This window comes from Micromonospora sp. NPDC127501 (assembly GCF_040302185.1).
Taxonomy (GTDB): Bacteria; Actinomycetota; Actinomycetes; order Mycobacteriales; family Micromonosporaceae; genus Micromonospora.
In genome coordinates this window covers 418,755-444,073 of record NZ_JBEORJ010000003.1, presented here as the reverse complement: position 1 = coordinate 444,073, position 25,319 = coordinate 418,755, and the positions used below count along the sequence as shown (strand labels likewise).

Sequence of the window (25,319 nt, the reverse complement as noted above, 5' to 3'; positions counted from 1 at the left end):
CGTCGTCACCTCCGTGTCTCCGCCCTCAGGCCGGGTACACGTGGGTCTGCCGGTCGCGCCCGATGGAGGTCCCCATGTCGCACGGTCCCGACGAGGAGAACCCCAGGATCGACGATGAGGCCCGGGAGGCCGAGCGTCGGCTCGCCAACCTGCCCAGGACGTCGGACGACGCGCTCACCGACGACGACGCCCGCGCGCCGGACGACGCTCGCTCCGAGAAGGACGCCGACTGAGGCTGCCGAGCCATGATCCACCCGAACTCGGTGAAACTGGTGTCGGAGGCGGTCCGCCCTCGCAGTTTCACGGACACCGGGTCGATCAATGTGCGGGCCGCCGAAACCGCTGCCATCAGGGCCTGCCCGGCATCCTGCCGGACAGGCCCGATGGCGGGGGTCAGCGCTTCAGCGTGAAGGTGAAGTCGCCGGAGAGCTTGCCACCCAACCGGAACGCCGAAACGACCTTCCCCTCCGCGAGGAGTCGGTCGACCTCGCCCCGCGACAGACCGCAACCCTCAGCGATCAGTCGGGTCGGCCGGACCGGGATCCGTGCCGCGTTGCGGACCGCGACGTCGATCACGTCGAGGTCCAGGTGATCCGATCCGCCGGTGTCGAGACGCCAGGCGTCGGTCCAGTCCAGAGCGAGTCGGTTCTGGTGCTGGACGGCCGGATCCTGAAGCAGTTCGGCGATCAGGCCGGGGTCGTTGGCGTGGAGCCGGTCCAGCAGTTCGGGTGGGATGGAGCGCACCGTCATCCGTTCCAGGACGGTGAGCTTGGCCGTCTCCCCGCAGGCGGTGCAGAGCGCGAGCAGCCAGACGTCGAGGAGCTTGTGGTTGGCGTTGACACGGAACTTGCCACTCGCCCGGAGGCGTTGGGAGGCGCACGCGTGGCAACGGCGACGAACGATGGGCAGACAGGTAGGCACGACGGCCCAATTTATGAGCACAGAAGTACACCGGTTTCAGTGAGAAGTCCGCAGCAAAAAGGAGCGCGGCGCAACTGCGCGACGCGCGACAGATCAGCTCTCGGGAGGTCTCACAGGGTGTACAACGGCACGTCCTTGCCTAGACGACCTGGTTGCGCAGCACGGTAACGGCGCACGGCGGCGCCGCTCCACTGGTTTTCGCGTACGCGTCAGGAGCCCGGGTGGCGGGAGGTGCCGACCGGTCGGGTGTCCGCCCCGGTCAGGCGGTCGGGACCGGCAGGACCACGCCCTCGGCCGCCGACCGGTGGGCCAGCTCGATCAACTCGACAGTGTGGACCGAGTCCCGGGGATCCACCGGCATCGGCGCGCCGTCGCGCAGCGCGGCCGCCACCTGTGCGTAGAAGCTCTGGTAGGCGCCGGGTTCGGTCGGCACCGGCCGCAGGTCACCGTCGACGCCGAGCAGGCCGTAGCGGTCCGACGGGACCTCACCCCAGCCCGGCTGGTCCGGTCGGCCACCGTCGTGCAGCGCCGCCTCCTGCACGTCCAGCCCGTAGCTGGTGTAGCCGGCCCGGTCGCCCAGCACCCGCAGCCGCGGCCCGAGCTGAGCGGTCACCGCGCCCATCCACAGGTGCGAGTGCACCCCGTTGGCGTGGGTCAACGCCACGAAGGCGTCGTCGTCGACGGCCGCGCCCGCGCGGCGACGGTCCACCTCCGCGTAGACCCGGTCGACAGGGCCGAACAGCTGCACCGCCTGGTCGACGAGGTGGGCGCCGAGGTCGAAGAGGGCGCCGCCGGCCTCCTCCGGACCGGCGAGCTCCCGCCAGCCCGGCTTGATCGTCGGACGGAACCGCTCGAACCGGGACTCGAAGCGCAGCACCTGCCCCAACTCGCCCTGCTCGACCAGACGGCGGACGGTCAGGAAGTCACCGTCCCAACGCCGGTTCTGGAAGACCGTCAGCGGCACCCCCCGCTCGGTCGCCTCGTCGATCAGCACGCGGCCCTCCGCGGCGGTCGGGGAGAGGGGCTTGTCGACGACGACCGGCAGCCCGGCGGCGAGCGCCGCGCGCGCCATCGGCACGTGCTGCCGGTTCGGCGTCGCCACCACGACCAGGTCCAGGGCGTCCGGGGTACGCCACAGCTCGTCGGCGTCGTCGACCAGGCGGGCGTCCGGGAAGTGCTGTCGCGCCTGCTCGCGTCGCTGCGGATCACGGGTCACGATGGCGTCGAGCCGCAGCCCGGGAGTCGCGGCGATCAGCGGCGCGTGGAACACCCGTCCCGCCAGCCCGTACCCCAGCAGACCAACCCGCAGCGCCTTCGCCATGCCGTGCCCCCGTCTCCCTGGTCCGCGCCCTGACCTGGCGTCGGTACCGCTGAGAAGAATCTACGCCGGGGCCGGTCGGGCCCGATCTCGGCCCGTCAGCTCACCGGGTCGGCGCGCAGGTAGGTGAGGACCGCGAGCACCCGACGGTTGGTGTCGTCGCTGGGGGGCAGGTCGAGCTTCAGCAGGATGTTGCCGACGTGCTTGCCGACCGCCGCCTCGCTGACGTGCAACCGGCCGGCGATCGACGCGTTGGACCGCCCCTCGGCGAGCAGCGCCAACACCTCGCGTTCCCGGGCGGACAGTGCGGCGAGCGGGTCGCGGGGGCGGTGCAGAAGTTGCCGGACCACGTCCGGGTCGATGGCGGTGCCGCCCCCGGCGACCCGGCGGAGCGTGTCGACGAATTCGGTGACCTCGGCGACCCGGTCCTTGAGCAGGTAGCCGACGCGTTGGCCGTCGCCGCTGTCCAGCAGCGCCGCCGCGTACCCGGTCTGCACGTACTGGCTGAGCACCACGACCGGGAGGTCAGGTCGCCCGGTGCGCAGCGCGACGGCCGCGCGCAGCCCGTCGTCGCGTCGACCCGGCGGCATCCGGATGTCGGTCAGCACCAGGTCCGGTCGGTGGTCGCGGGCCGCCGCCAGCAGGTCCGGTGCGGAGCCGACGGCCGCGCACACCGTGAAGTCGAAGCGGGTCAGCAGAGCGACCAGACCCTCGCGCAGCAGCACCTCGTCCTCGGCGAGCACCACCCGGGTCACCGACGACATGGCAGCTCCACCCGGACCACTGTAGGCCCGCCGGGCGGGCTGGACAGCAGCAGCCGGCCGTCCACGGCGGCGACCCGGTCGGCGAGCCCGGTCAGGCCGGTGCCCCGGGCCGGGTCGGCGCCGCCCTGACCGTCGTCGGTCACCTCGACGACGAGGTCACCGCCGGCCCGGGTGAGGCGTACCTCGGCGCGGGTCGCCCGGGCGTGCCGGGCCACGTTGCCCAGCGCCTCGGAGACCACGAAGTAGGCGGTGGTCTCCACGATCTCCGGCAGCTCGTCGTGCAGGTCGGCGTGCACGGCGACAGGGATGGTGGCCGCGTCGGCCAGCTCGCGTACGGCGCCGGCCAGGCCGAGGTCGGTGAGGCTCTGCGGGCGGATGCCGTGCACCAACTGCCGCAGCATCACCATCAGACCCCGGGCCTGGTCGTGCGCCACGGCCAGCGGTCGGGAGGCGGGGGAGTCCTCGGGTACGTCCAGCCGGGCCAGCCCCAGCTGGAGGGTGAGGCTGGTGAGCCGGGGCTGTGCGCCGTCGTGCAGGTCGCGCTCGATGCGGCGGCGTTCGGCCTCGTACGCGCCGACCAGCCGGGTGCGGGAACGGGTGACCTCGCGCAGCGCCGCCGCATCCACCGGGTGGGCCAGCAACCATCGGGCCACGGCTGCCTGGACGGCGGCGAGCAGACCGATCGCGTACCAGAGCACGGGGATCAGCAGCACCCCCAGGATCGCGTACGGAATGGCTTCGCCGGTGCTGTCGATCGGCTGCCAGATCACCACCGGCTGGTTGGCGTCGCCGGCCAGCCAGGGGCTGGAGATCATCCCGAGGTCGAGCAGCACCAGCACCAGGAACACCCAGTAGGCGACCGGTGCGAAGCCGCCCAGCCAGAACAGGTACGCCACCTCCCGCCAGGTCGCGGCGCTGCGGTAGCGGGCGACCAGGCCCGGCCACGGCGACGAGGCCAGCGGACGACCGTCGACGAGCCCGACCCGCCACCGCTCGACGACGGCCACCGGGAAGCTCACGAGCGGGGCCAACGCCAACAGGGTGAGGCTGCCGGTCGCCAGGAACAGCATCAGCGCGATGCTCGGCGGTCGGCCGTGCTGGCGGAGCCCGTTGACGGCGGCCAGCAGGGGCGCGCCGATGACGAGCAGTCCGACGCCGAGAACGCCGGCGATCGGCACCGTGGTCACCAGGTAGGCCAGCGCGCGCCAGGGCCACGCGGAGATCAGCCAGCGGCGGCGGCGTAGCGCCTCGGCCAGGTGCGAAGGGTGTTCCGTGGTCATGCAGCAGACGCTAATCGGGCGCGACAGGGTGCCCCAGCCGTCCAGATCCACTCTTCGGGGTATGCCCAGCACTACCGCCGAACGGGTGTGCGAGGTCCGGAAACGGGAAGAACGCGCCGTCACGCGGCCCGCGTGACCTGTGCCGGCGGCTGGAGAGACATGGGTGCCAGAACCTTCGTGGTGGTCGGCGGGACCAGCGGTCTCGGCCTCGCGGTGGCCCGACTGCTCGTCAACGAGCATCAGGTCGTGGTGTTCGGCAACGTGCCGGCCGAGGTCGCCGCCGTGACCGACGAGCTGGGTTGCGACGGCGCCGTCTGCGACGTCTCCTCCTACGAGCAGGTCCGCGACGGGTTCGCCGAGGTGGTCGAGCGCTTCGGCACGATCGACGGGGTGGCGGCCTGCGCCTCCATGTGGGCGGGCGGCGACCTGGGGGACCTGTCGGTGGAACACATCCGCCGGGCCGTGGAGATCAACGTTCTGGGCATCACGTACCTGCTGCGGGAGGCGGTGCGGCACCTGCACCGACAGGGCCACGGCAACGTCGTCTACATCGGCGCGCTGGCGCTGGCGGCACCCCGGCCCGGCATCCCCGTCTACCGGGCCACCAAGAGCTACGGCAACAGCCTGGTCGATTCGCTGGCCGAGGCCCAGCACAGCAACCGGGTCAAGGTGATGCAGCTGCATCCCGGGCCGATGCCGACGCGGCTACAGGAACGGGTGGGTGCCGAGTTCCTGGACAAGGTGTACGCCATGCCCGAACAGGTCGCCACCGAGGTCGTCCGGTTGCTGCTGCTCGAACCCGACGACCTCTACGTCTCCGGTGAGCGCGTGCTGCGCGCGGACGGGCGGTGGTGACGGCCGCAGCCGGACCCGACGACCGTCCGGCCTCGGCCTGGGCGCCGCTGCGTACGGCGGTCTACCGCAACCTGTGGCTGGCCCTGCTCGCGGCCAACATCGGCACCTGGATGCAGACCGTCGGCGCGCAGTGGCTGCTGATCAACCACTCCAACGCCTCCACACTGGTCGCGTTGGTGCAGACCGCCAGTCTGCTGCCGGTGCTGCTGCTGGCACTGCCCGCCGGGGTGCTGGCCGACAGCTTCGACCGCCGGCACCTGTTGATCGCCGTGCAGCTGTTCCTGGTGGCGGTGGCGGTGGCGTTGACGCTGCTCACCCTGGCCGGCCGGATGCCGCCGGCGCTGCTGCTGACCCTCACCTTCGCGTTCGGGGTCGGGCAGGCGCTGACCCTGCCGGCCTGGGCGGCGGTGATTCCGGAGCTGGTGTCGCAGGACCAACTGCGGTCGGCGTCCGCACTCGGTTCGATAAGCGTGAACGTCGCGAGGGCCGTCGGGCCCGCGGTGGCCGGTGTGCTGATCGCCCGTACCGGCGTCGCCCCGGTCTTCGGCATCAACGCGGTCGCCTTCGCGATCTTCGCGTACGCGCTGTGGCGCTGGCGGCCCGGTAACGCCCGCGCGGTCGAGGTGCCCGAGCGGTTCACCGCCGCGTTGCGCGCCGGCAGCCGCTACGTACGCCACTCGCCGATCGTCCGCCGGCTGTTGCGTCGTGCGCTGGTCTTCGTGGTCCCGGCCAGCGCGCTGTGGGCTCTGCTGCCGTTGGTGGCGAGTCGGCGGCTGGGGCTGGGCTCCGGCGGGTACGGGGTGCTGTTGGCCGCCCTCGGCGTGGGCGCCATCGCGGGTGGGGTGCTGCTGGCCGTGATCCGTACCCGGCTGTCGGCCAACCAGCTCCTGCTGATCGCCGGGGCGCTGTTCACCGTGGCGCTGACCGTGGTCGGCACCGTGCGGGCGGTGCCGCTGGTGCTGCTCGCCCTGCTGCCCGCCGGGATGGCCTGGGTGACGGTGCTGGCCAACGTCAACGCCGAGATGCAGCTCTTCCTGCCCAGTTGGGTACGGGCTCGGGGCCTGGCCGTCTACCAGGTGTGCTTCGCCGGTGGGCAGGCGGTCGGCGCGCTGCTCTGGGGGTTGGTGGCCGACATGGCCGGGCTGGTCCTCGCGTACCTGGCGGCGGCGGTGCTGATGCTGGTCGGGACGGTGACGAGTCGGATCTGGCCGTTGCCGGACCTGCGGTCGGTGAACCGGGAGCCGGCGGCCTACTGGCCGCAACTGCACCTGGCGCACGAGCCGGACCCGGGGGTGGGGCCGGTGCTGGTAACCGTGCAGTACACCGTCCGGCCGGAGCGGACCCAACGGTTCCTGGCGGCGATGGACCTGGTGCGTGGCGCGCGGCAGCGGACCGGCGCGATGCGCTGGGGGCTGTTCCGCCCGGCCGAGACGGTGGACCGGTTCGTCGAGGTGTATCTGGTGCCGTCCTGGGACGAGCACCTGCGCCAGCACGGTGGCCGGTTGACCGGTGAGGACCGCGCGGCCGAGCAACGGGCCCGGGAGCTGACCGACGGGGAGCCGGAGGTCCGACACCTGGTGCCCGCCGCCGCCGGTCCGACGCTGTCCGACGACCGCGAGGCGCTCTGACAGCGGGCAGGGCGCGCGAGAGCAGGCCGGCGCGGTCGTACGGCGTACGGCCTCGTTGTTAGGATGGCCGCACCATGGCGAGTGAGCGCAAGGCGACCGCGGACCCGGCCCGCAGCCTGGCCCTTCTCTGGCGCACCCGGGAGCCGACCAGCCGCAGCGCCGGTCCGGCGCTCAGCGTCGACCGGATCGTCCGGGTCGCGATCGACATCGCCGACGCCGAGGGGCTCGACGCGCTGACCATGCGCCGGGTCGGTGAGGCGCTGGGGGTCGGCACGATGTCGGTCTACACCTACGTGCCGGGCAAGGCCGAACTCGTCGCCGTCATGATCGACACCGCGTACGGCGAGATGCCGCGCCCCACCGTCGAGGGCGACTGGCGGACCAGGCTGGAACGGATCGCCCGCGACAATCTGGCGCTCTACCAACGGCATCCCTGGATGCTGCGGGCCGAGACGACCCGACCGGTGCTCGGTCCGCACCTGATGGCCAAGTACGACTACGAGCTCGGCGCGATCGTCGACATCGGGCTCACCGACGTCGAGGTCGACGCGGTGCTCACCCTCGTGCTGGGTCACGTGAAGAGCGCCGCCCGGGCCGCTTCCGAGGTGGTCGACCTGGAGCGCGAGACCGGCATGACCGACGGTCAGTGGTGGCAGTCGCACGCGCCCTGGCTGGAGACCTTCCTGAAGCCCGGCGCCTACCCGACCGCGTCCCGGGTCGGCACCGCCGCCGGCCAGCAACACGGCGCCGCGTACGGCCCGGAGTACGCGTTCGAGTTCGGTCTGCAACGCGTCCTCGACGGGATCTCGGTGGTGGTCGCCGAGCGGGCGGCCAACCGATAGCCGGCCGGTTCCGGGGCGGCGACGCTAGCGCGGTGCCGCCCGTCGAGCCAGCCGGGCCAGCGAGCGCGCCGACGGGCTGCCCGGCTCGGCGTGATAGACGACCAGCGACTGGGTGGTGCCGCTGATCGCGAGCTTCTCGTAGCGCAGCGCCAACTCGCCCAGCTCCGGGTGCTGGAACACCCGCACCCCGCCGCCCGCACGGGCCGTGACGTCGTGCCGGGCCCACAACCGCCGAAACCGCTCGCTGCCGGCCGTCAGCTCCTCCACCAGCTCGATGAGGCGGGGGTCGTCCACCTCGGGGCCGACCTGTGCGCGCAGGCCGGCCACCGCGTTGGCCGCGACCGCCGTCAGAGCCGGGTAGAGCGCCGGCACGCCCGGGTCCAGGAAGACCGCGCGCAGCAGGTTCACCCCGGCGGTGAAGATCGGCGCCAGCGCGCTCGCGGCGGGGTTGGCGAAGAGCACGTCCAGGTGTCGACCGTGCACGAAGGCCGGCGTCTCGGCCCACGAACCGACCAACTGCCGAATGCCCACCGGCACTCGCTCCGAGGGTCGCGCCGCCCGGCGGGCCGGCACCGGCCGGGCCAGGCCGTGCAGGTGTGCCGCGGCGTCCGCGTCCAGCCTCAGCGCGCGGGCCAGCGCCTCGACCACCTGCGTCGACGGGTGCCGGTCACGCCCCTGCTCCAACCGCAGGTAGTAGTCGGCGCTGATGCCGGCGAGCAGGGCCGCCTCCTCGCGCCGTAGGCCGGGCACCCGCCGGCGGCCGTGCGCCGGCAAGCCGACGTCACCCGGCCCGATCAGCTCGCGCCGGGCACGCAGGTATTCGCCCAGCGGGCCGGCCGTGCTCACCCGCCCATCGTAGGAGCCGCCACCGACCGCCCAGCCTGGTCCTGCCACTACCAGGAAAAACAGGGAACCGGCTAGCGCCTGCCACCGGGGTGACAGTGTCGGAGTAAGCGTGATCGAGAGACGGGACAGCAATGACAGAGCGCATCACGACCCCCTTCGGTTTCGCCTCGACCGCCGACGAGGTCATCGCCGGGGTGGACCTGAGCGGCAAGCGGGCCATCGTCACCGGCGGCGCCGCCGGTATCGGCATCGAGACGGCCCGTTCGCTCGCCGCCGCCGGCGCCGAGGTCGTGCTCGGGGTCCGCCGGGTCGCGGCGGGTGAGCAGGCCGCCGCCGACATCGCGGCCAGCATCGGCGCGGAGCGGGTCACCGTCCGCGCGCTGGACCTGGCCGACCAGACCTCGGTACGCCAGTTCGTCGCCGGTTGGGACCAGCCGCTGCACATCCTGGTCAACAACGCGGGGATCATGGCGCTGCCCGAGCTGGAGCGCACCGCCGAGGGCTGGGAGATGCAGTTCGCCACCAACTTCATGGGGCACTTCGCGTTGACCGTCGGCCTGCACGACGCCCTCGCCGCGGCCGGCGGCGCCCGGGTGGTGTCGGTCAGCTCCAGCGGCAACCTCTTCTCCCCGGTGATCTTCGACGACCTGCACTTCGCGTTCCGGCCCTACGACCCGCTGTTGGCCTACGGGCAGTCCAAGAGCGCCGAGGCCCTGCTCGCCGTGGAAGCCACCCGCCGCTGGGCCGACGAGGGGATCTACTCCAACGCGCTGAACCCGGGCGCGATCGCCACCGGGTTGCAGAAGCACACCGGTGGGCTCAAGTCGCCCAAGGAGATGCACAAGACCCCGCAACAGGGTGCCGCGACCTCGGTGTTGCTCGCGGCGTCCCCGTTGCTGGCCGGTGTCGGCGGTCGCTACTTCGAGGACTGCGCCGAGGCCCCGGTCGTCACCGAACGGCCCGCCGACTACAGCGGGGTGGCCGCGTACGCGGTCGACCCGGGCAACGCCGAGCGGCTCTGGACCGTGGCGACCGACCTGATCGCCCAGCGCGACGGCAGCGCCGGCCGCTGACCATGACGGCCCGGCTCGACGGAACCGGCCCGGGCCCGGCAGCCCGGGTGGTACGACTGGAGCGGCGGTGGCAGCCGCGGGCCGGGGAAGGATGGCGATGGCGGGCAGTCTTCCGGGACAGCTGCTGCTCCGAAGGGAGAACCCGGGCAAGGCGTCGTTCCTGGAGCTCTTCTTCGACCTGGCGTTCATCTTCGCGCTGACCCGGTTGTCCCGGGCGCTGCTCGACGACCCCACCTTCAACGGTGGCTTCCAGGTGCTGCTGATGTTGGCGGCGCTCTGGTGGGTGTGGTTCGTGACCGCCTGGTCGGCGGACTGGTTCGACCCCCGGGCCCCGCTGATCGTCACCCTGCTGCTGTGGACGATGTTCGGCGGTCTGTTGATGGCCGCGGCCGTACCCACAGTGTTCGACGGGCACGCCATGGTGTTCGCCGTCGCCTACGTGGCCATCCACCTGGGTCGGGCGGCGATCCTGATCCCCGGCCTGCGGGGGCACCCGCTCCAGGTGCGGAGCCTGCGGGTGGCGGTCTGGTTCGCGATCTCCGGTGTGCTCTGGGTGGTGGGGGCGGCCGTCACCCCGGCCCGGGAGGTGCTCTGGGCGCTCGCCCTCGTCATGGAGTACGCCCTGGCCCGACTGCGCTGGCCGTTCCCGCGGCTCGGACGCAGCACCTGGCCGGAACTCCAGGTGAACGGAACACACCTCTCCGAGCGGTACCAACAGATCATCATCATTGGCCTTGGTGAGCTGATCCTGATCGCCGGCGTCACCTACAGCGGGTCCGGCCTGGACCGGGACAGCACGGTTGCCTTCGTCCTGGCGTTCGTGACCGCGGTGGCCCTCGCCCGGCTCTATCTGGTGCCCGCCGGCGGGCGGCTGGGCGCCAGAATCGAGGCGGAGGGCCCGCCCGGCAGCAAGTTGACGCTGATGGCGGGCTACCTGCACCTCGTCATGATCGCCGGTGTGCTGGCCACCTCGGTGGCCATGGAAATGACGATCGGCCATCCGGGAGACCACGACAAGGGGCAGACGATCGTGGGCGTCATCGGCCCCGCGTTGTTCCTGACCGCCCGGATCCTGCTTGCGGCGGTGGTCGACGGCAGCTGGCCCTGGGCGCGCCTGGTTGGTGTGCCGGCCATAATCGTGGGCGGGCTGGCGACCGTGCGGTCTCCGCAACTGGTCAACAGCGCCGTCGTCGCCGGGGTGCTGCTGCTGATCGTCCTGTTCGACGCGATGCCGGCACTGCGGCGGTCCATGCGCGAGCCCGGGGAGAGCGACGCACCCTCCCAGCGGCGACCCGGATAGCTCCGCCGATGCCAGGGGGAAGGCCGCAGCACGGCGACCAACCGCGACGACACGACGTGGTGGAGTTGCGGGTGCACGGGGTGTCCGGTGCGGCCCCCACTGTCATCCTCGACCAGCCGCAGGTCCGGCAGGTTGCCGGCGATGGCAGCGGTGGTTTCCACCGTGCCACCCGGTCGGACGACGTCGGTCCGGACGGGCTGACGCTGGAGGCGTACCGCTGGGGTGACCTGCCCTCGGGCACCGTCGGCCGGACCCTCGCCATGGTCTTCCTGCTGCCGTTCATGCTCAGCAACGTGGCCGTCTGGATGCGCCCCACCGGCCGCCGCCGCGCCGCCGCGGTCAGCGTGCTGTGTCGGCTCCTCGCGCTCAACCTCACAGTGCTGTACGTGGTGTCCATCGCGGGCGTCGCCCTCGACCTGCTCGCCTGGCGGTGTCTCGGTGCGGCTCGCTGCCGCCCGCCCTTCGACACCATGGCCGGGCTCGACGACCGGCACGTCGGGCTGCGGCTGGCCGTGCTGGCGCTCCTGCCGATCGCCGCCATCGGGGTCCTGCGCCTCCTCGGCACCCGTCGGTCCGGCCCGGCCGACAATCCACTGTGGGCGGTGGAGCCGCTGGTGCACCGGCTGCGCGCGATCCACGTCGCCGCGGCTCTCGCCGTACTCGATGTCGTGTTGCTCACGGCCCGTCGCGCCAGCGGCGCGTCGTTCTCCACGACGCTGCTGCTGGCGCTCAGCGCGGCGGTGCTGCTGACCTGCGTCGGTCTGCTCGCCGCTCCCGGGATGATCGACCGGGCGGCGACCGTGCGAACGGCCACCTGGACCGCCCGTACGGCGGGCGTGGTGGCGGCCGTCCTGAGCGTGGCGACCCTCGCCACCGTGGCGAGCGACCGGCGCGACTGGTCGTCGGCGACCGGGCTTCCCGGCTACGACGGGATCGCGGGTGTGGCACTGTTTGGCCAGATGACGTTGCTGGTGCTGCTCAGCGTGGTGGTGCTGTGGCAGCGCGGTCGGGTGGGCGGCCGGTCCGCGCTGCCGGGTGGCCTGGGCGCGGCGGTCCTCGCCGCCCTCGCGGTCGGCCTGACCGGCGCGCTCTCCGCCGGCCTCGTCTACCAGACGGGGGAGCTGCTCGGTGGCTACCGCGGTGACGGTGGGCCGCCGTCGCCGTACCGCTGGACGCTGCTGGCCTTCTTCCTGCACGTGGTCGCGGCGGTGCTGCTGTGTGGCGCGTTGACCGTCGTGTCGCGGCGGCGCCGGCAGCGTGCGGCGGCGGCGATCGCCGCCCGTGACTTCCCGGTCGTGCCGCCGGAAGCGGTCGGCCGGCTGCGGCTGACGACGAGGACCATAGCCCGGGCGCGGTTCACCGAGTGGTTGGGTCTGCTGGCCGCCACGTACGCGGTGCTCGCGGTGGTCGGACTGGCCACGAGTCTGCTGGGGCGTACCGGGCGCGAACCGGAGGAGTTGACCCGGCAACTGCTCGGGCTGCCGGTCGGAGCCGTCCAGATGGGGCTCAGCGGGGGCAGCTACCTTCTCGCCGCGTTGCTGCTCACGCTGTTGACCAGTGGCGTGTTCGCCTATCGGACCCCGTGGTTTCGCCGGCACGTCGGCATCCTGTGGGACCTGGGAACCTTCTGGCCCCGGGCCGCGCACCCCTTCGCCCCGCCGAGCTACGCCGACCGCGCGGTGCCGGAACTGGCCGACCGGATCAGCCAACTGGCCGAGCGGCACGTCGGGGTTCTGCTCTGTGGGCACAGCCACGGGTCCGCGCTGCTCGCTCTCGCGGTGCTGCGGCTGCCGCCGCGCGTACGTCAACGGGTCGCGCTGCTCACCTACGGGTCACCAATGGACCGCCTGTACGCCCGGCTCTTTCCGGCCTACCTCAACGAGGAGGTGCTGCGTGCGGTGGGGGAGCGGGTCGAGTGGCGGTGGATCAACCTCTGGCGGGACACCGACCCGGTCGGCGGCTGGGTCTTCGCCGCACACCGCCCTGGCGATCCACCCCCGGACCCGACCGATCCGGCGGGCCAGGTCGACCGGCGGTTGCGGGACCCACCGGATCTGCTGCCGGCGCCGGGGGAGCGGTCTGCGCCGCCGCTGCGGGGACACCATCCGGGCGAGGCCGACCCGGAGTTCCGGGCGGCGGTGCGCGAACTCGCCGAACGCCTCCGTGGTGCTGGCTGAGCCTGCCGGCCGCGGGCCGGGCGGTGCGGGGACACCACTGCGGTCAACGGTCCATCTCGGGAATCCGGTCGGACTCCGCCACCGTCGCACGGACCTTGCGCAACGTGGCGTCGGGGGCGCGGATCGCGGCACGCCAGCGGTCCAGTGTCCGGGTGAGCACCCGGACCACGAACTGCAACTGATTGACCTGCTCGCGGAGCGTGCCCAGCTCGGACCGGGCGCTGAACGCCTCGCCCTCCAGCTGGGTGATCCGCGTCTGCAACGGCTGCACGAGCGTGAGGGCGGCCTCGGTGAGCGTGTCGGCGGCGTCGGCCTTGAACTTGCCCCGCTGCACCACGACGGTGGCGATCGCGGCCAGACCGGTGCCTCCGCCGAGGATGCCGAGCACGCTGAGCGCCACCTGCACCCAGTGCGGTGCGGCTGGCGCGGGTGCGGTATTCACGTGACACCTGCCTGCAACTGTTCGTAGGTCACGAACTCGCACGCTCGAGCCAGGCGACGTAGGTCGATGGCGATCTGCGCGGCCCGCCAGAGCGACCCGACCGTCACCGCCATGACGAACGACGTCGCGACGATGGAGTTGCGGCCCGACATGACCAACACGGCTACCGCGTACATGCCGGTGATCGTGCCGAGCACCAGCACCGACGCGAGTTCGAGGCCGAGCCCGGTGGAGAGCCGGCCGGGCCACAGGATGCCCAGTAGACCACCCACGCCCACCACGATCAGACCCAGCTCCCAGGCGACCTGGATGGGCTGCGGCATCGACGTCTGAACGGACGTCGGCCGCACATCGAGGGTCATCATCAGAATGCCGCAGAGTGGTGCTGCGGCCAGGACAGCGATCTCGTACGGCTGGTGGCGGGATCGGATACGTAGGTTTCCCACGGCAACTCCTTGGTCGGTGACCGGCGTCCGGCAGCGCCCGGTGGACCAGTGCCGTTCGGTGGTTCGCGACTGTCGAGCTGCGGTCCGTGCGGCGAAGCCCAGTGGTTCGTTGCCTGTGGACGGTCGTTGGGCGAGAAATGGAGCGACTCGACGTCGTTGGCTGCCGTTATCTGCCTGTCTATCACCGATGACCGGTCATCGTCCACCTGGTGTAACGTCGCGTTCCCGCAGGTCAAAGCCCATTACTGGCCGGTTTCGGGGCCTTGCGGCGGATGGGGCGCGGCGACCCGGCCGCGCGACCACCCAGTGACAGCCAGTGTCGGATATCTTGCCCAGGGTGACAGCGGTAGCCGGGTCGCCGATCGATCAACGGGCGAGCAGGGCGCGTAGCGCCCGGACCACCTCGGCCGGGGCCTCCTCCGCCATGAAGTGTCCGCAGGTGACCGTCTGGTGGTCCAGGTCCGGCGCCCAGGCCCGCCACACCGCCGCCGCGTCGTAGCCCAGCGCCGCGCCCCAGTCCTGCTGGAGCACCGTCACCGGCATCCGCAGCCGGTTTCCGGCCGCCCGGTCAGCGGCGTCGTGGGTCACGTCGATCCCGGCGGACGCCCGATAGTCGGCGACGATCGAGGGAATGGCGTCGCGGGACGCACGCAGGTACGCCGCCCGCACCTCCGCCGGCAGGGCCTCCGGATCACGGGTCCAGATGTCCAGGAAGTGACCGAAGAAGGCGTCCGGGCTGCCGGCGATCAACTCCTCGGGCAGGCCGGGCGGCTGCGCCATCAGGTAGAGGTGAAACGCCACCGCGGCGCTGGCGCCGTGCAGCACGTCCCACATGTCCAGGGTGGGCAGCACGTCGAGCAGGGCCAGTTGGCTGATTGCCGCCGGATGGTCGAGGCCGGCGCGGAATGCGACCAGGGCGCCCCGGTCGTGCCCGGCCAACGCGAACCGGTCGTGACCGAGCGCGCTGGCCAGCGCCACGATGTCGGCTGCCATGGTGCGCTTGGCGTACCCGGTGCCGTCGGTGTCGACGGGCTTGTCGCTGTCGCCGTAGCCGCGCAGGTCGGGGCAGATGACCGTGTGGTCGGCGGCGAGATCGGCGGCGACGTGCCGCCACATGAGGTGGGTCTGCGGAAAGCCGTGCAACAGCACGATCGCCGGCCCGGAACCGCCCACGGCGGCGTTGAGCGTCACGCCGTCGGCGACGGTGACGCGTCGGTAGTCGAATCCGTTGATCTTCGGGTCCACGGGGAACCTTCCTGGTGAGCAGTGCCGGCGGGGGCGGTGGCCCGTCGCCGTCGTACGTCACCGAGCCTGCCCGGCGGTGATCAGCAGCCGGTCAGCGTCGGATCAGTGCCGGCCGGGCCACGGGCCTAGATTGGTGCCATGACCAGGCAGCTGACGGCGCCCGTCGCGGTGACCTTCGGCGTACTCGGGCCGGTGATCGCCGCGACCGCGCACGGCCCGGTCCCCCTACGGGGACACCGGCAGCGCCTGGTGCTGGGCCGGCTGTTGATCGCCCACGGTCGGGTGGTGCCGGTGGATCGCCTCGTCGACGATCTGTGGGAGGTCGCACCGGACGGTGCGGTGGGCGCGATCCGGACCTTCGTCGCCGACCTGCGCCGGGCTCTGGAGCCCGACAGACCACCCCGGCAGCCGCCCCGGATCCTGGTCACCGAGCCGCCCGGGTACGCGCTGAAGGTCGCCCCGGACGCGGTCGACGCCGGGCAGTTCGAGGCGGCCGTGGGCGAGGCGGGCCGGCTGCTGGCGGCCGGGCGTCCCGCGCCGGCCCTGGCCGCGCTGGAGTCGGCGCTCGGGCTCTGGCGCGGGCCCGCGTACGCCGACTGCGCTAACGAGTCCTGGGCGGTCGCGGAGATCAACCGGCTGGACGAGCTGCGGATGCTCGCCGTCGAGCGGCGGGCCGAGGCGCTCCTGGCGGTGGGCCGACCCGACGAGGCCGCTGCGGACCTACCAGCACACCTGGCCAGCCATCCGCTGCGCGAGGACGCCTGGCGACTGCTCGCGACGGCCCGGTACCGCGCCGGCCGACAGGGCGACGCGCTGGCCGCGCTGCGGGAGGCCCGCCACGTCCTGGTGACCGAGCTTGGCGTGGACCCGGGGCCCGAGCTGCGCCGGCTGGAAGCCGACATCCTGGCCCAGGCGCCGCACCTCGCCCCTACCCTCGACCGGGCCGTCACCCCCCGCCTCGGGGAACCCGTTCGACCCGTCCAGGCGGAGCAGCGCCCGTTCGTCGGCCGCGACGCGGAGCTGGAGCGGCTGCGGCGCGCCGCCGAGGCCGCGTCCCGCCGCCGCCAGCCCACGCTCGCCCTGCTCAGCGGCGACCCGGGCGCCGGCAAGACGGCACTGGCCGAGGCCCTGACCGGGCGACTCGCCGCCGAGGGCTGGACCACGGCGTGGGGACGCAGCGCGGAGTACGAGGGCGCTCCGCCGGCGTGGCCGTGGACCCAGATCACCGACGCGCTCGCCGGGCCGGCCGCCCCCGCCGCCGCCGACTCGGAAGACGGCGCGGCGGCTGACGGTTCGGCCGACCCCGCCACCGTGCGATTCCGTCGGCACCGCGCGGTGGCCTCGCTGATCTCGGCGGTCGCCGACCGGGAGCCGGTCCTGCTGGTCCTCGACGACCTGCACCGCGCCGACGGCGACACCCTGGACCTGCTGACCGCACTGCTCACCGGCCCGCAGCCGGCCAGCGGACCGGTGCTGATCCTCGGCACCTACCGGGCCACCGAGATCAGCCCCGAGCTGACCGCCACCCTGGCCCGCGCCGCCGGGCTGGAGCCGGTCCGGGAGTATCTTGCCGGCCTGCCCGCTTCGGCGACCGGCGAACTGGCCGGCGCCATCGTCGGGGCGGAACTGGACCAGGCCACCGCCCGGTCGATCCACCTGCGCAGCGGCGGTAACCCGTTCTTCGTCCGCGAGCTGGCCCAGTTGTACGCGAGCACAGGGCAGGCAGGGTTGGCCGCCGTGCCGCCCGGGGTACGCGACGTGATCCGGCACCGGTTGGCGCAGCTGCCCGCCTCGACCCGTACCGTCCTGCGGCAGGCGGCCGTGCTCGGCCGGGACCTCGACCCGGACGTGCTGGGCGTGTTGGCCGGTGACCCGACGACAGCGCTGGACGCGGTGGACCGCGCCCTGGCGGCCGGGTTCCTCACCGAGCGGGAGTCCGACGGGCGGCTTCGCTTCACTCACATCCTGGTCCGCGACACGCTCTACGCCGACCTGTCCGCGCCGCGCCGCGCCGCCTGGCACGCGGCCGTCGCCGAGGTGCTGCGACAGCGGAAACCCGTCGAGCCGGCGGCCCTCGCGTACCACCTGCTGCGCGCCGGCGGGCCGGTCCACGCCGCCGAGGCGTCGACGTACGCCCGGGTGGCGGCCGAGCGGGCCGAACGGGGCGGCAACCCCCACGAGGCGGCCCGCCTGTGGGGCCAGGCGATCGACGCGTACGACCGCGCCGGTGGGGTCGAGCCGCGTGGGCGGGTGACCGCGCTGCTCGGCCTGGGGCGGGCGCTTGCCGTGACCGGCCGGTTGGCCGAGGCGCGGCTACGGCGTGCCGAGGCGATCACCGTCGCCGAGTCCACCGGCGACCCCCTGCTGATCCAGGAGGCCCTGGCTGGCTTCGACGTGCCCGCCAGTTGGACGCGCAACGACGACGACCTGCTCTCCGGGCACATCGTCCGAGCCGCCGAACACGCCCTCACCGCGCTGGGCCCGATCGGCTCGACGCAGCGCAGTCGGCTGCTGAGCACCCTCGCGCTGGAGCTGCGCGGCACCACCACCGAACGTGGTCGCCGCGCCGCCGTCGAGGCCGAGACGATCGCTCGCGACATCGGCGATCCCGGGCTGTTGGCCTTCGCGCTCAACGCCCGCTTCATGCACGCCTTCCACCGCGTCGGTCTGGCCGACGCGCGGGCCCGGATCGGCGAGGAACTGGTCGAGTTGGCCGCCCGGCATCACCTGGTGACCTTCGAGGTGCTCGGCCATCTCGTCCTGGTCCAGGCCAACTGCGCACTTGCCGACCGGCCCGCCGCCGACGCGCACGCCCGCGCCGCCGACCGCCTCGCCGAACGGTACGAGCTGCCCTTGGTCGGTGTCTTCACCCGGTGGTACGCCGCACTGCGCCTGGCCCTCGACGGCGAGTCGGACGCGGCGGCGCGGGCGTACCGCTGGGCGGCGGCCCGGGTCAGCGCCGACGCCATGCCGGGGCTGACCCAGGGGTTACTCCCGCTGGCCCTGCTCGGTCTGCGGCTGGCCGACACCATCGGCGCTGCCGACCGGCCGGCCACCGGGCCCGGCGCTGCCGACCAACTGACCACGGGGCTCGGCGTGGACGACCGGGCGGACCTGGACTGGGGTCCGCACGAGCCGTGGGTCCGACCGTTGCTGCTGGTCGCCGCCGGCGACCGGGACGCCGCCGCGGCCGCGCTGCGGGCGCTTCCCGAGGGGCCGCACGATCTGCTGCGTGAGGTACGGCTCTGCCTCGTCGGTCGGGCGGCGCGCGCCCTCGACGACCGGGCCACGATGGCCCGGGTCCACGCCGAGCTGCTGCCGGCCGCCGAGGAGCTGGCCGCCGGCAGCGGGGTGCTCACCGTCGGCCCGGTGGCGGGGCACCTCGCCGACCTGGCCGCCGCGCTGGGCCGGCCCGAGGAGGCGGCCGAACACCGCCGTACGGCCCGTGCGGTGACAGCGCGCGCCCGGGCCGTCGCCTGACCCTCGCCCGCGGCGACTTGTCGGTTTCCGCCGGAACCCACCGGCCGGTGCGGTCAGATGGAACCACCGGCGCGTGCACCGTCGGCCATGGTCGGAGGGGGGTACCCGTGGAGGCGCTCATCCTGATCGTGGCGCTGGGTGTCACCGTCCTCGTCGGCACCACCCTCGGCGGTCGGTACCGGGTCGCCCCGCCGGTCCTGCTCATCGCGTTGGGGGTGCTGCTCGGGCTCGCGCCACCGCTCTCCGAGGTCACCCTGGAACCCGACCTGGTCCTGCTGATCTTCCTGCCGGCGATCCTGTACCGGGAGAGCCTCACCATCAGCCTGCGGGAGATCCGGGCCAACCTGCCGGTGATCGGGCTGCTCGCCGTGGTGCTGGTGGTGCTCACCATGGTCACGGTGTCGTTCGCCGCGCAGGCGTTCGGGGTGAACCCCGCCGCCGCCTGGGTGCTCGGCGCGGTCCTCGCGCCGACCGACGCCGCCGCGGTCACCGGCCTGGCCAAACGGTTGCCCCGGAAGCTGCTCACCACCCTGCACGCGGAGAGCCTGATCAACGACGGCACCGCGCTGGTGGTCTTCGCGGTGGCCGTGGGTCTGCTCAGCCACAGCGCCAAGCCGGGCGTGCTGGGCATCGGCGAGGAGTTCGTGGGCGCCAGCGTCGGCGGCGTGGTCGCCGGGTTGCTGGTGGGGGCCGCCGTGGTGCTGATCCGCAAGCGGCTCGACGATCCGCTGCGCGAGGGCGCGCTCAGCGTGCTGACCCCGTTCGGCGCCTTCCTGCTCGCCGACTCGGTGCACGCCAGCGGTGTGCTGGCGGTGGTGGTCGCCGGCCTGGTGCTGGCCTACGCCGGACCACGGGTGATCCGCGCCCGGTCCCGGGTCCTGGCGTACGCGTTCTGGGACCTGTCCACGTTCCTGATCAACGGCGGGTTGTTCGTCCTGCTCGGCACGCAGATTCCCCGCTCGGTGCGGAGCATCACCAGCACCTCGCCTGAACGGGCTCTGGTGATCGTGCTGGTGGTCACCCTGGTCGTGATCGGCACCCGCCTGCTCTTCGTCTACCTCACCGCGCAGTCGGCGCGGCTACGGCGTCGCCGGATAATGGACCCGAGCCAGGGGCCGTCCGCCTGGCGGGTGGGGACCGTGGCGGGCTGGTCCGGTTTCCGGGGCGCGGTCTCGCTGGCCGCCGCGCTGGCCGTCCCCACGGTGATGGTCGACGGTCAACCGGTGGTCGAACGGGATCTGATCATCTTCGTCACCGCGCTGGTGATCGTGCTGATCATGCTGCTTCAGGGCACCACCCTGCCGTTGGTCGTGCGCTGGGCCGGGCTGAGCGGCGACCCGGAGCGCGTCGACGAGGCCCGCAACGCCCGGCGGCGGGCCACCGAGGTGGGCCTGGCCGCTCTTCCCCAGGTCGCCGCGGAGATCGGTGCTCAGGATGAATCGGTGCGTCGGCTGGAAGCCGAGTACCGGCGGCATCTGGAGGACCTCGACGAGAGCGGTGGGAGCACCGCCGAGGAGCGCCGCCTGGAACGGCGACTGCGCCTCGGCGTTCTCGCCCACAAGAGGCGGGAGGTCACCCGGCTGCGCGACAACAGGGAGATCGACGACCTGGTGCTCCAGGAGCTCCAGTCCGCGCTGGACAACGAGGAGATCCGGCTGCTGGGGCGCGGGCCCACCGAGTGACCGTCGGCAACCTGTCGGGCGGCGCGGCTCAGAGCACCTGGTCGAGGAAACGGCGAAGCCGCGGATGCTCGGCCCGTTCGAAGATCGCCTCGGGTGGGCCGGCCTCCAGCACCACGCCCCGGTCCATGAAGGCGACGGTGTCGGCGACCTGCCGGGCGAAGCCCATCTCGTGGGTCACCACCACCATTGTCATGCCGGCGGCGGACAGGTCGGCCATCACCCCGAGGACGCCCTTGACCAACTCCGGGTCGAGCGCCGAGGTGGCCTCGTCGAAGAGCATCACCTCGGGCCGCAGCGCCAGGGCGCGGGCGATCGCCACCCGTTGCTGTTGGCCACCGGAGAGCTGCGCCGGCCGGGAGTTCGCCTTACCGGCCAGCCCCACCAGCTCCAACTGGGCCCGGGCGACGGTCTCCGCCTCGTCCGCACCGAGCTTGCGCAGCCGCCGCAGCGCCAGCGTGACGTTGCGCAGCACGCTCATGTGCGGAAAGAGGTTGAACTGCTGGAACACCATGCCCATCCGCTGCCGCAGCGCGTCCGGGTCGTCGCCCAGCACGCTGCGCCCGTCCAGCAGCACGTCGCCCCGGTCCGGTTCGATCAGCCGGTTGATGGTGCGCAGCAGGGTGGACTTGCCCGACCCGGACGGCCCGATGACGCAGGCCGTCGCCCCGCGCGGCACCGAGAGATCGACGCCGCGCAGCACCCGGTTCGGTCCGAAGGCGAGGTGCACGTCGCGTACGTCGAGGCTGACCGAGGTCGTCGTGGCGGTGGTCATCGCCGATCTCCTTCCGTCACGGCGTACGACGCGATGTCGTCGTCCTCTTCGGTTGACGCGGTAGCCGGCCGGCCGTTGCGCAGCCGCCTGTCGATCCAGTTGACGACGTGCGTCAGCGGGACGGTCAACGCCAGGTAGCAGAGCCCCGCCAGCAGCAGCGCCGACTCGTTGCCGGTGGTGGCCGCGTAGTCCTGGCCGATCCGGAACAGCTCCCGCTGGCTGGCCACCAGGCCGAGGAAGTAGACCAGGCTGGAGTCCTTGATCAGTGCGATGAGCTGGTTCACCCAGGCCGGCAGCACCCGCCGGATGCCCTGCGGAATGATCACCAGCCGCATCGCGTCGGCCCAGGAGAAGCCGAGAGCACGGGCGCCCTCCAACTGGGCGGCCTCCACCGACTGGATGCCCGAGCGGAAGATCTCCCCGATGTACGCGGCGGCGATGAGCGACAGCGCCAGGATGCCCAACGGGTAGGGATCCGGCCCCCAGACCTGCATGCCCAGCGGGGCCAGCCCGACGCCGATCAGCAGGATCGTCGCCGCGGCCGGCAGCCCCCGGAACACGTCGGTGTAGACCCGCGCCGGCCAGCGCAGCCACCGGCTGCGGGAGATGCCGGCGACGGCTAGCAGCAGGCCCAGCACCGAGCCGAGCAGGGCGGCGGAGACCGCCAGGATCAGCGTGTTGGGCAACCCGACGGTCAGCATCTCGGGCAGCGCCTCGCGCATCGCGTCCCAGTCGAAGAACGTCTCCCACAGGGTGCTCAACGGATCCATCGGTCGCTCCTCCTACCGCCCTGCTCGCTCGTCACCGGCTCAGGACGCGGTCGACGCGGAAGCCGACGCCGACGGCGCGGTCGACGCGGAAGGGGCCTTCACCGTGCCGCTGCCCGGTGTGAAGTCCGCCGGGATCGGCCGGCCCGGGTAGTACTGCGCCTGCAACCGGCTCCAGGTGCCATCGGCGATGACCTCGTCGAGGCCCTTGTTCAGCGCCTCGCGCAGCTTGTCGTTCCCCTTGGCCACGGCGTACGCGGTCGGTGCCGGACTGAGCTGCTTGGCCGCCACGGTGATCTTTCCGTTGCTGTCGGTGGCCGACTTCTCGCCGATCTCCGCCGGGGCGATCCAGGCGTCGGCGGTGCCCGCCTTGAGCTGGTTGATCGCGCCGTTGTAGTCGGGCACCCGCACCGGGTTGAGCTGCTTGCCGGTGGCGTAGTCGTCCTGGACGGTGCCCTGCACCACCACGACCCGCTTGCCGGCGAGCTGGTCGAAGCCGGTGATCGGCGACCCGGCCGGGACGTCCAGGCCGAAGTAGCCGAAGTCGTAGCCGTTGCCGAAGTCGACGGTCTTCCTGCGGGCCTCGGTGATGGTGATCGAGGAGCTGCCCACGTCGAACTTGCGGTTGTTGACCTGGCTGAGCAGCGCGGAGAAGTCCGTGCCGACGAACTCGACAGTGAGACCGAGCTTGCCGGCCACGGCGGTCAGCAGGTCGTTGTCGAAGCCGGTGAACTTGCCGTCCTTGAGGTACACGTTCGGCGGGGCGTCGGTCAGCGTTCCGGCGCGCAGCACGCCCGACTGGGCCAGGCCGTACGGGTTTGCGGTGGCGTCGGACGAGCTGTCGTCGCCGCAGGCGGTGAGGGCGGTGGCGGCCAGGATCGTGGCCGCGCCCAGGGCGGCGGCGCGGGTCAGGGCAGGAAGGAATCGCACGGGTGTCTCCGAAGGGTGGTGTCTCGGCGCGCACGGACGTGCGCCACCGACGGCGCGCCCGATGGGCGTACCGGTGGGAAAGGAGCTCGGGAAGGTGGTGCTAGAGCGCGATGCCGCGACGACAGGCGGCGCTGCACATTCGCATCATGTCCACGTGCCGTCGCCGGATCAGTGCGGGCGAGGGTCGACCGGTGCGGGAGTCCGCGACGTCGGTCGGTGGGGTGGTGCTGAGGATGCGCATGGTTCTCCCGGGTCTGTGCTGACCTGGGTGCCAGGCCACGCTTGCACCGACGTCCTGCCGGTGCCTGGTCTTCACCCGGGGCACCCCACCGCGGAGGAGGGTTGCCGGCCAGCGAGCCGGGGCTTCGCGCTGGCGCTCATGACCTGCGCCGAGGCTAGCAGCAGGAACGGGTGGATCGTCCAGTCGTTATGACCACGCTCACGGTGCCCGACGGACTGTCGGCTCGCAGGTCAGCCGGCGTGCACGTGCGGCCGACGGTGCGGGTCGGGCTCCTGGCGGCGCAGGATCTCCCGGGTCACCGAGGCGATGGCGCCCTGTCCGAACGCCAGGTAGCGCAGGAAGTTGCGGGTTGGGCCGCCCTCGGACCACTCGAAGTAGATGTGGGGGCGCCGGCGGCTGCGGTCGCGGATCTCCAGCAACAGGGCGGCGAGCGCGGTGGGCACCGACGAACTGGCCAGGCTGAGCACCAGGAAGCGGCCGTCGACCATCCCGCCGCGCACCAGAAGCTCCGTCTCGAAGTCGGACGGGTCGGTGACAGTGACCTCGACGAAGATGACGTCGCCGTCGTCGGGAAAGTCGTTGTCCGCCATGGTCTGCGCCAGCTTGGCGCGGTACTCGGCCTCGTCGCGCCGGTCGGGTTCGTGCGCGATGAGGCGGATCCGTCGGCCGGCGCGTTCGTCGATCATCCGAGCCGCGGCGTGATCCAGTTCGACGTGGTCGACGCGCAGCTCGTAGGCCCGCATCAGCCGGGACAGCACCGACACCAGGATGATCCCGCCAATGAAACAGGCCGCGATCTTGACGCCGCTCGGGCGCTCCACCACGTTCGCCAGGGTGGTGTAGACGAAGATCACCGCGATGACTCCGAACGCGATGGTGCGCCCGCGCTGACGCGCTCGGAGCGCCGCGAGCGTCACCGCCGTCGCGGCCGAGGTGATCAACACCAGGACCCCGGTGGCGTACGCGCCGCCCTGCGCGTCCACGCTGGCCTCGAAGACGATCGTGATCAGGAACGCCACGGCGGTGAAGACCAGCACCAGCGGCCGGACGGCTCGCGCCCAGGTCGGCGCCATGCCGTAACGGGGCAGGTAGCGCGGCACGAGGTTGAGCAGACCAGCCATCGCCGATGCCCCGGCGAACCAGAGGATTCCGATGGTGGACAGGTCGTAGACGGTGCCGAACACCTCGCCGAGGTGGGCGTGCGCCAGGTAGGCCAGCGCCCGCCCGTTCGCCGGCCCGCCCGGCTGGAAGGCCTCCGGCGGGATGAGCACCGTGGTCGTCACGCTGCTGGTGATCAGGAAGACGCTCATGATCACCGCCGCGGTGGTGAGCAGCCGGCGCGCGCCACGGATCCGGCCCAGCGGCCGTGCCTCCGAGTCCTGCGGGTCACCCCGTACGCTCGGCATGACCGCCACCCCCGTCTCGAAGCCGGACAGCCCCAACGCCAGCTTCGGAAAGACCAGCAGCGACAGCCCGACCACCAGCCACGGATCGCCGTGCCCGGTGGTCAGCGTGGTGGTCCAGTCGCCGACCGCGCTCGGATGCGTCGCGACCCGCCACAGCGCGTCGGCCACCACCACCGCGTTCAGCGTCAGATAGACCGCTACCAGGACGACCGCGATCCCGATGGCCTCGGTGAATCCCTTGAGGAAAACCGCGCCCAGCAGCGACACCAGCAGCAGCGTGACCAGTACCTCGTGACCCTTGAGCCCGCTCGGCCAGAACGGGTTCTCGTCGATGTGCGCCGTCGCGTCGGCGGCCGAGAGGGTGATGGTGATGATGAAGTCGGTGGCCGCGAAACCGAGCAGCACCAGCACCAGCAACTTGCCCGGCCAGTAGCTCAGCAGGCGTACCAGCATCGCGATGGAACCCTCACCGTGCGGGCTCTCCACCGCCACCCGCCGGTAGACCGGCAGCGCCCCCAGCAGGGTCACCAGCACCAGCACCAGGGTCGCCACCGGTGAGAGCGCCCCGGCGGCCAGCGCCGCGATGCCCGGCTGGTAACCCAGCGTGGAGAAGTAGTCGACCCCGGTCAGGCACATCACCTTCCACCACGGGTGGTGCCGGTGCTCCGGCGGGCGCCCGTGCGGCCCCGGGTGCTGCACGGCCTGGTCCGAGCCGGCGTCGAGCAGCCACCCCCGCAACCGGCCGGCGCGTCTGTCGACAGTCACCGGCGCGTCCCCCGTCATCCCGCCCACGGTCACCGTGAGTATCCGCCCCACGGGCCGGCCCCGTCCGCCGGTGCGCGGAACCCAGCCGACGCCACAGCGGGTTTCAGGGCCCAGGACAGGGGGGAAGCAGCGCCCGGGC

Annotated in this window: 22 protein-coding genes and 1 riboswitch; of the genes, 9 read left to right on the top strand and 13 right to left on the bottom strand. The window is 72.5% G+C overall.

The genetic code is table 11. From position 1 onward, the window contains the following. Positions 1 to 74 precede the first annotated feature (74 nt). Positions 75 to 233 carry a hypothetical protein gene (locus ABTW72_RS09395; protein ID WP_350856368.1) on the top strand — a complete coding sequence of 53 codons (159 nt, stop codon included), beginning with the start codon at positions 75 to 77 and terminating at the stop codon, positions 231 to 233. Positions 234 to 393: 160 nt separating this feature from the next. Here the strand turns inward: ABTW72_RS09395 and ABTW72_RS09390 are convergent, their stop codons facing one another. From ABTW72_RS09390 to ABTW72_RS09375, 4 genes are all read right to left on the bottom strand, one after another. Further along, on the bottom strand, positions 394 to 921 hold the full coding sequence (locus tag ABTW72_RS09390) for a DUF1062 domain-containing protein (RefSeq protein ID WP_350856365.1): 528 nt from the start codon (positions 919 to 921) through the stop codon (positions 394 to 396). 259 nt (positions 922 to 1,180) lie between these two features. Beyond that, positions 1,181 to 2,242 carry a Gfo/Idh/MocA family oxidoreductase gene (locus ABTW72_RS09385; RefSeq protein WP_350856362.1) on the bottom strand — a complete coding sequence of 354 codons (1,062 nt, stop codon included), beginning with the start codon at positions 2,240 to 2,242 and terminating at the stop codon, positions 1,181 to 1,183. Positions 2,243 to 2,337: 95 nt separating this feature from the next. After that, positions 2,338 to 3,003: a response regulator transcription factor gene (locus tag ABTW72_RS09380; protein ID WP_350856359.1), complete on the bottom strand. Its 666-nt coding sequence runs from the start codon at positions 3,001 to 3,003 to the stop codon at positions 2,338 to 2,340. Further along, positions 2,991 to 4,283: a sensor histidine kinase gene (locus ABTW72_RS09375; RefSeq protein ID WP_350856356.1), complete on the bottom strand. Its 1,293-nt coding sequence runs from the start codon at positions 4,281 to 4,283 to the stop codon at positions 2,991 to 2,993. The genes ABTW72_RS09380 and ABTW72_RS09375 overlap by 13 nt, the downstream gene beginning before the upstream one ends. A 159-nt stretch (positions 4,284 to 4,442) precedes the next feature. Between ABTW72_RS09375 and ABTW72_RS09370 the strand changes: the two genes are divergently transcribed. The 3 genes from ABTW72_RS09370 to ABTW72_RS09360 all read left to right on the top strand — a co-directional run bounded on the left by ABTW72_RS09370 (position 4,443) and on the right by ABTW72_RS09360 (position 7,608). Further along, entirely contained in the window at positions 4,443 to 5,138 is a 696-nt protein-coding gene (locus tag ABTW72_RS09370) for an SDR family NAD(P)-dependent oxidoreductase (protein ID WP_350856353.1), read from the top strand. Next, positions 5,132 to 6,766 carry an MFS transporter gene (locus ABTW72_RS09365; protein ID WP_350856350.1) on the top strand — a complete coding sequence of 545 codons (1,635 nt, stop codon included), beginning with the start codon at positions 5,132 to 5,134 and terminating at the stop codon, positions 6,764 to 6,766. The genes ABTW72_RS09370 and ABTW72_RS09365 overlap by 7 nt, the downstream gene beginning before the upstream one ends. A 74-nt stretch (positions 6,767 to 6,840) precedes the next feature. Beyond that, positions 6,841 to 7,608 carry a TetR/AcrR family transcriptional regulator gene (locus tag ABTW72_RS09360; RefSeq protein ID WP_350856348.1) on the top strand — a complete coding sequence of 256 codons (768 nt, stop codon included), beginning with the start codon at positions 6,841 to 6,843 and terminating at the stop codon, positions 7,606 to 7,608. A gap of 24 nt (positions 7,609 to 7,632) precedes the next feature. Here ABTW72_RS09360 and ABTW72_RS09355 read toward each other — a convergent pair whose 3' ends face one another. Further along, positions 7,633 to 8,454 carry a helix-turn-helix transcriptional regulator gene (locus ABTW72_RS09355; RefSeq protein WP_350856345.1) on the bottom strand — a complete coding sequence of 274 codons (822 nt, stop codon included), beginning with the start codon at positions 8,452 to 8,454 and terminating at the stop codon, positions 7,633 to 7,635. Positions 8,455 to 8,585: 131 nt separating this feature from the next. On the opposite strand from ABTW72_RS09355, the gene ABTW72_RS09350 reads away from it, so the two are divergent. The 3 genes from ABTW72_RS09350 (at position 8,586) to ABTW72_RS09340 (ending at position 13,004) form a co-directional block, all read left to right on the top strand. Further along, positions 8,586 to 9,527, top strand: coding sequence for an SDR family NAD(P)-dependent oxidoreductase (locus tag ABTW72_RS09350; protein WP_350856342.1), 942 nt, complete (start codon positions 8,586 to 8,588; stop codon positions 9,525 to 9,527). A 97-nt stretch (positions 9,528 to 9,624) separates the two neighbouring features. Further along, the gene (locus ABTW72_RS09345) at positions 9,625 to 10,827 is read left to right on the top strand and encodes a low temperature requirement protein A (protein ID WP_350856339.1); all 1,203 of its coding nucleotides are present in this window, start codon (positions 9,625 to 9,627) and stop codon (positions 10,825 to 10,827) included. A gap of 8 nt (positions 10,828 to 10,835) precedes the next feature. After that, a complete protein-coding gene (locus ABTW72_RS09340; RefSeq protein WP_350856337.1) occupies positions 10,836 to 13,004 on the top strand; it encodes a hypothetical protein in 2,169 nt (722 codons plus the stop codon). A gap of 43 nt (positions 13,005 to 13,047) precedes the next feature. On the opposite strand, the gene ABTW72_RS09335 is transcribed toward ABTW72_RS09340, so the two are convergent. From ABTW72_RS09335 to ABTW72_RS09325, 3 genes are all read right to left on the bottom strand, one after another. Next, entirely contained in the window at positions 13,048 to 13,446 is a 399-nt protein-coding gene (locus tag ABTW72_RS09335) for a hypothetical protein (RefSeq protein WP_203117832.1), read from the bottom strand. After that, positions 13,443 to 13,892: a hypothetical protein gene (locus tag ABTW72_RS09330; protein ID WP_350856334.1), complete on the bottom strand. Its 450-nt coding sequence runs from the start codon at positions 13,890 to 13,892 to the stop codon at positions 13,443 to 13,445. The genes ABTW72_RS09335 and ABTW72_RS09330 overlap by 4 nt, the downstream gene beginning before the upstream one ends. Before the next feature lie 366 nt (positions 13,893 to 14,258). Beyond that, positions 14,259 to 15,137: an alpha/beta fold hydrolase gene (locus tag ABTW72_RS09325; RefSeq protein ID WP_350856331.1), complete on the bottom strand. Its 879-nt coding sequence runs from the start codon at positions 15,135 to 15,137 to the stop codon at positions 14,259 to 14,261. 138 nt (positions 15,138 to 15,275) lie between these two features. Here ABTW72_RS09325 and ABTW72_RS09320 point away from each other — a divergent pair, with 138 nt between their 5' ends. Both ABTW72_RS09320 and ABTW72_RS09315 read left to right on the top strand, forming a co-directional pair. Then, positions 15,276 to 18,617 carry an ATP-binding protein gene (locus ABTW72_RS09320; protein WP_350856328.1) on the top strand — a complete coding sequence of 1,114 codons (3,342 nt, stop codon included), beginning with the start codon at positions 15,276 to 15,278 and terminating at the stop codon, positions 18,615 to 18,617. 107 nt (positions 18,618 to 18,724) lie between these two features. Further along, positions 18,725 to 20,299, top strand: coding sequence for a Na+/H+ antiporter (locus ABTW72_RS09315; protein WP_350856325.1), 1,575 nt, complete (start codon positions 18,725 to 18,727; stop codon positions 20,297 to 20,299). A 28-nt stretch (positions 20,300 to 20,327) separates the two neighbouring features. Here ABTW72_RS09315 and ABTW72_RS09310 read toward each other — a convergent pair whose 3' ends face one another. The 5 genes from ABTW72_RS09310 to ABTW72_RS09290 all read right to left on the bottom strand — a co-directional run bounded on the left by ABTW72_RS09310 (position 20,328) and on the right by ABTW72_RS09290 (position 25,180). Continuing rightward, on the bottom strand, positions 20,328 to 21,071 hold the full coding sequence (locus ABTW72_RS09310; RefSeq protein ID WP_350856322.1) for an amino acid ABC transporter ATP-binding protein: 744 nt from the start codon (positions 21,069 to 21,071) through the stop codon (positions 20,328 to 20,330). Further along, on the bottom strand, positions 21,068 to 21,841 hold the full coding sequence (locus tag ABTW72_RS09305; RefSeq protein ID WP_350856319.1) for an amino acid ABC transporter permease: 774 nt from the start codon (positions 21,839 to 21,841) through the stop codon (positions 21,068 to 21,070). Before ABTW72_RS09305 ends, ABTW72_RS09310 begins: the two co-directional genes overlap by 4 nt. Before the next feature lie 39 nt (positions 21,842 to 21,880). Further along, positions 21,881 to 22,768 (bottom strand): ABC transporter substrate-binding protein, encoded by an 888-nt coding sequence (locus tag ABTW72_RS09300; protein ID WP_203120409.1) that lies wholly within the window; start codon positions 22,766 to 22,768, stop codon positions 21,881 to 21,883. Between the two features lie 100 nt (positions 22,769 to 22,868). Next, positions 22,869 to 23,009 carry a hypothetical protein gene (locus ABTW72_RS09295; protein WP_167362419.1) on the bottom strand — a complete coding sequence of 47 codons (141 nt, stop codon included), beginning with the start codon at positions 23,007 to 23,009 and terminating at the stop codon, positions 22,869 to 22,871. Positions 23,010 to 23,041: 32 nt separating this feature from the next. Beyond that, positions 23,042 to 23,153: riboswitch (SAM riboswitch) on the bottom strand. Positions 23,154 to 23,239: 86 nt separating this feature from the next. Next, positions 23,240 to 25,180: an amino acid transporter gene (locus ABTW72_RS09290; RefSeq protein ID WP_350856316.1), complete on the bottom strand. Its 1,941-nt coding sequence runs from the start codon at positions 25,178 to 25,180 to the stop codon at positions 23,240 to 23,242. Between the last annotated feature and the right edge of the window lie 139 nt (positions 25,181 to 25,319).

Excerpts from the sequence above, each read along its gene's own strand:
- ABTW72_RS09395 (WP_350856368.1), top strand. The coding sequence starts at position 75 with ATGTCGCACGGTCCCGACGAGGAGAACCCCAGGATCGACGATGAGGCC.
- ABTW72_RS09385 (WP_350856362.1), bottom strand. The coding sequence starts at position 2,242 with ATGGCGAAGGCGCTGCGGGTTGGTCTGCTGGGGTACGGGCTGGCGGGA.
- ABTW72_RS09380 (WP_350856359.1), bottom strand. The coding sequence starts at position 3,003 with ATGTCGTCGGTGACCCGGGTGGTGCTCGCCGAGGACGAGGTGCTGCTG.
- ABTW72_RS09375 (WP_350856356.1), bottom strand. The coding sequence starts at position 4,283 with ATGACCACGGAACACCCTTCGCACCTGGCCGAGGCGCTACGCCGCCGC.
- ABTW72_RS09370 (WP_350856353.1), top strand. The coding sequence starts at position 4,443 with ATGGGTGCCAGAACCTTCGTGGTGGTCGGCGGGACCAGCGGTCTCGGC.
- ABTW72_RS09360 (WP_350856348.1), top strand. The coding sequence starts at position 6,841 with ATGGCGAGTGAGCGCAAGGCGACCGCGGACCCGGCCCGCAGCCTGGCC.
- ABTW72_RS09350 (WP_350856342.1), top strand. The coding sequence starts at position 8,586 with ATGACAGAGCGCATCACGACCCCCTTCGGTTTCGCCTCGACCGCCGAC.
- ABTW72_RS09345 (WP_350856339.1), top strand. The coding sequence starts at position 9,625 with ATGGCGGGCAGTCTTCCGGGACAGCTGCTGCTCCGAAGGGAGAACCCG.
- ABTW72_RS09340 (WP_350856337.1), top strand. The coding sequence starts at position 10,836 with ATGCCAGGGGGAAGGCCGCAGCACGGCGACCAACCGCGACGACACGAC.
- ABTW72_RS09320 (WP_350856328.1), top strand. The coding sequence starts at position 15,276 with ATGACCAGGCAGCTGACGGCGCCCGTCGCGGTGACCTTCGGCGTACTC.
- ABTW72_RS09310 (WP_350856322.1), bottom strand. The coding sequence starts at position 21,071 with ATGACCACCGCCACGACGACCTCGGTCAGCCTCGACGTACGCGACGTG.
- ABTW72_RS09305 (WP_350856319.1), bottom strand. The coding sequence starts at position 21,841 with ATGGATCCGTTGAGCACCCTGTGGGAGACGTTCTTCGACTGGGACGCG.
- ABTW72_RS09295 (WP_167362419.1), bottom strand. The coding sequence starts at position 23,009 with ATGCGCATCCTCAGCACCACCCCACCGACCGACGTCGCGGACTCCCGC.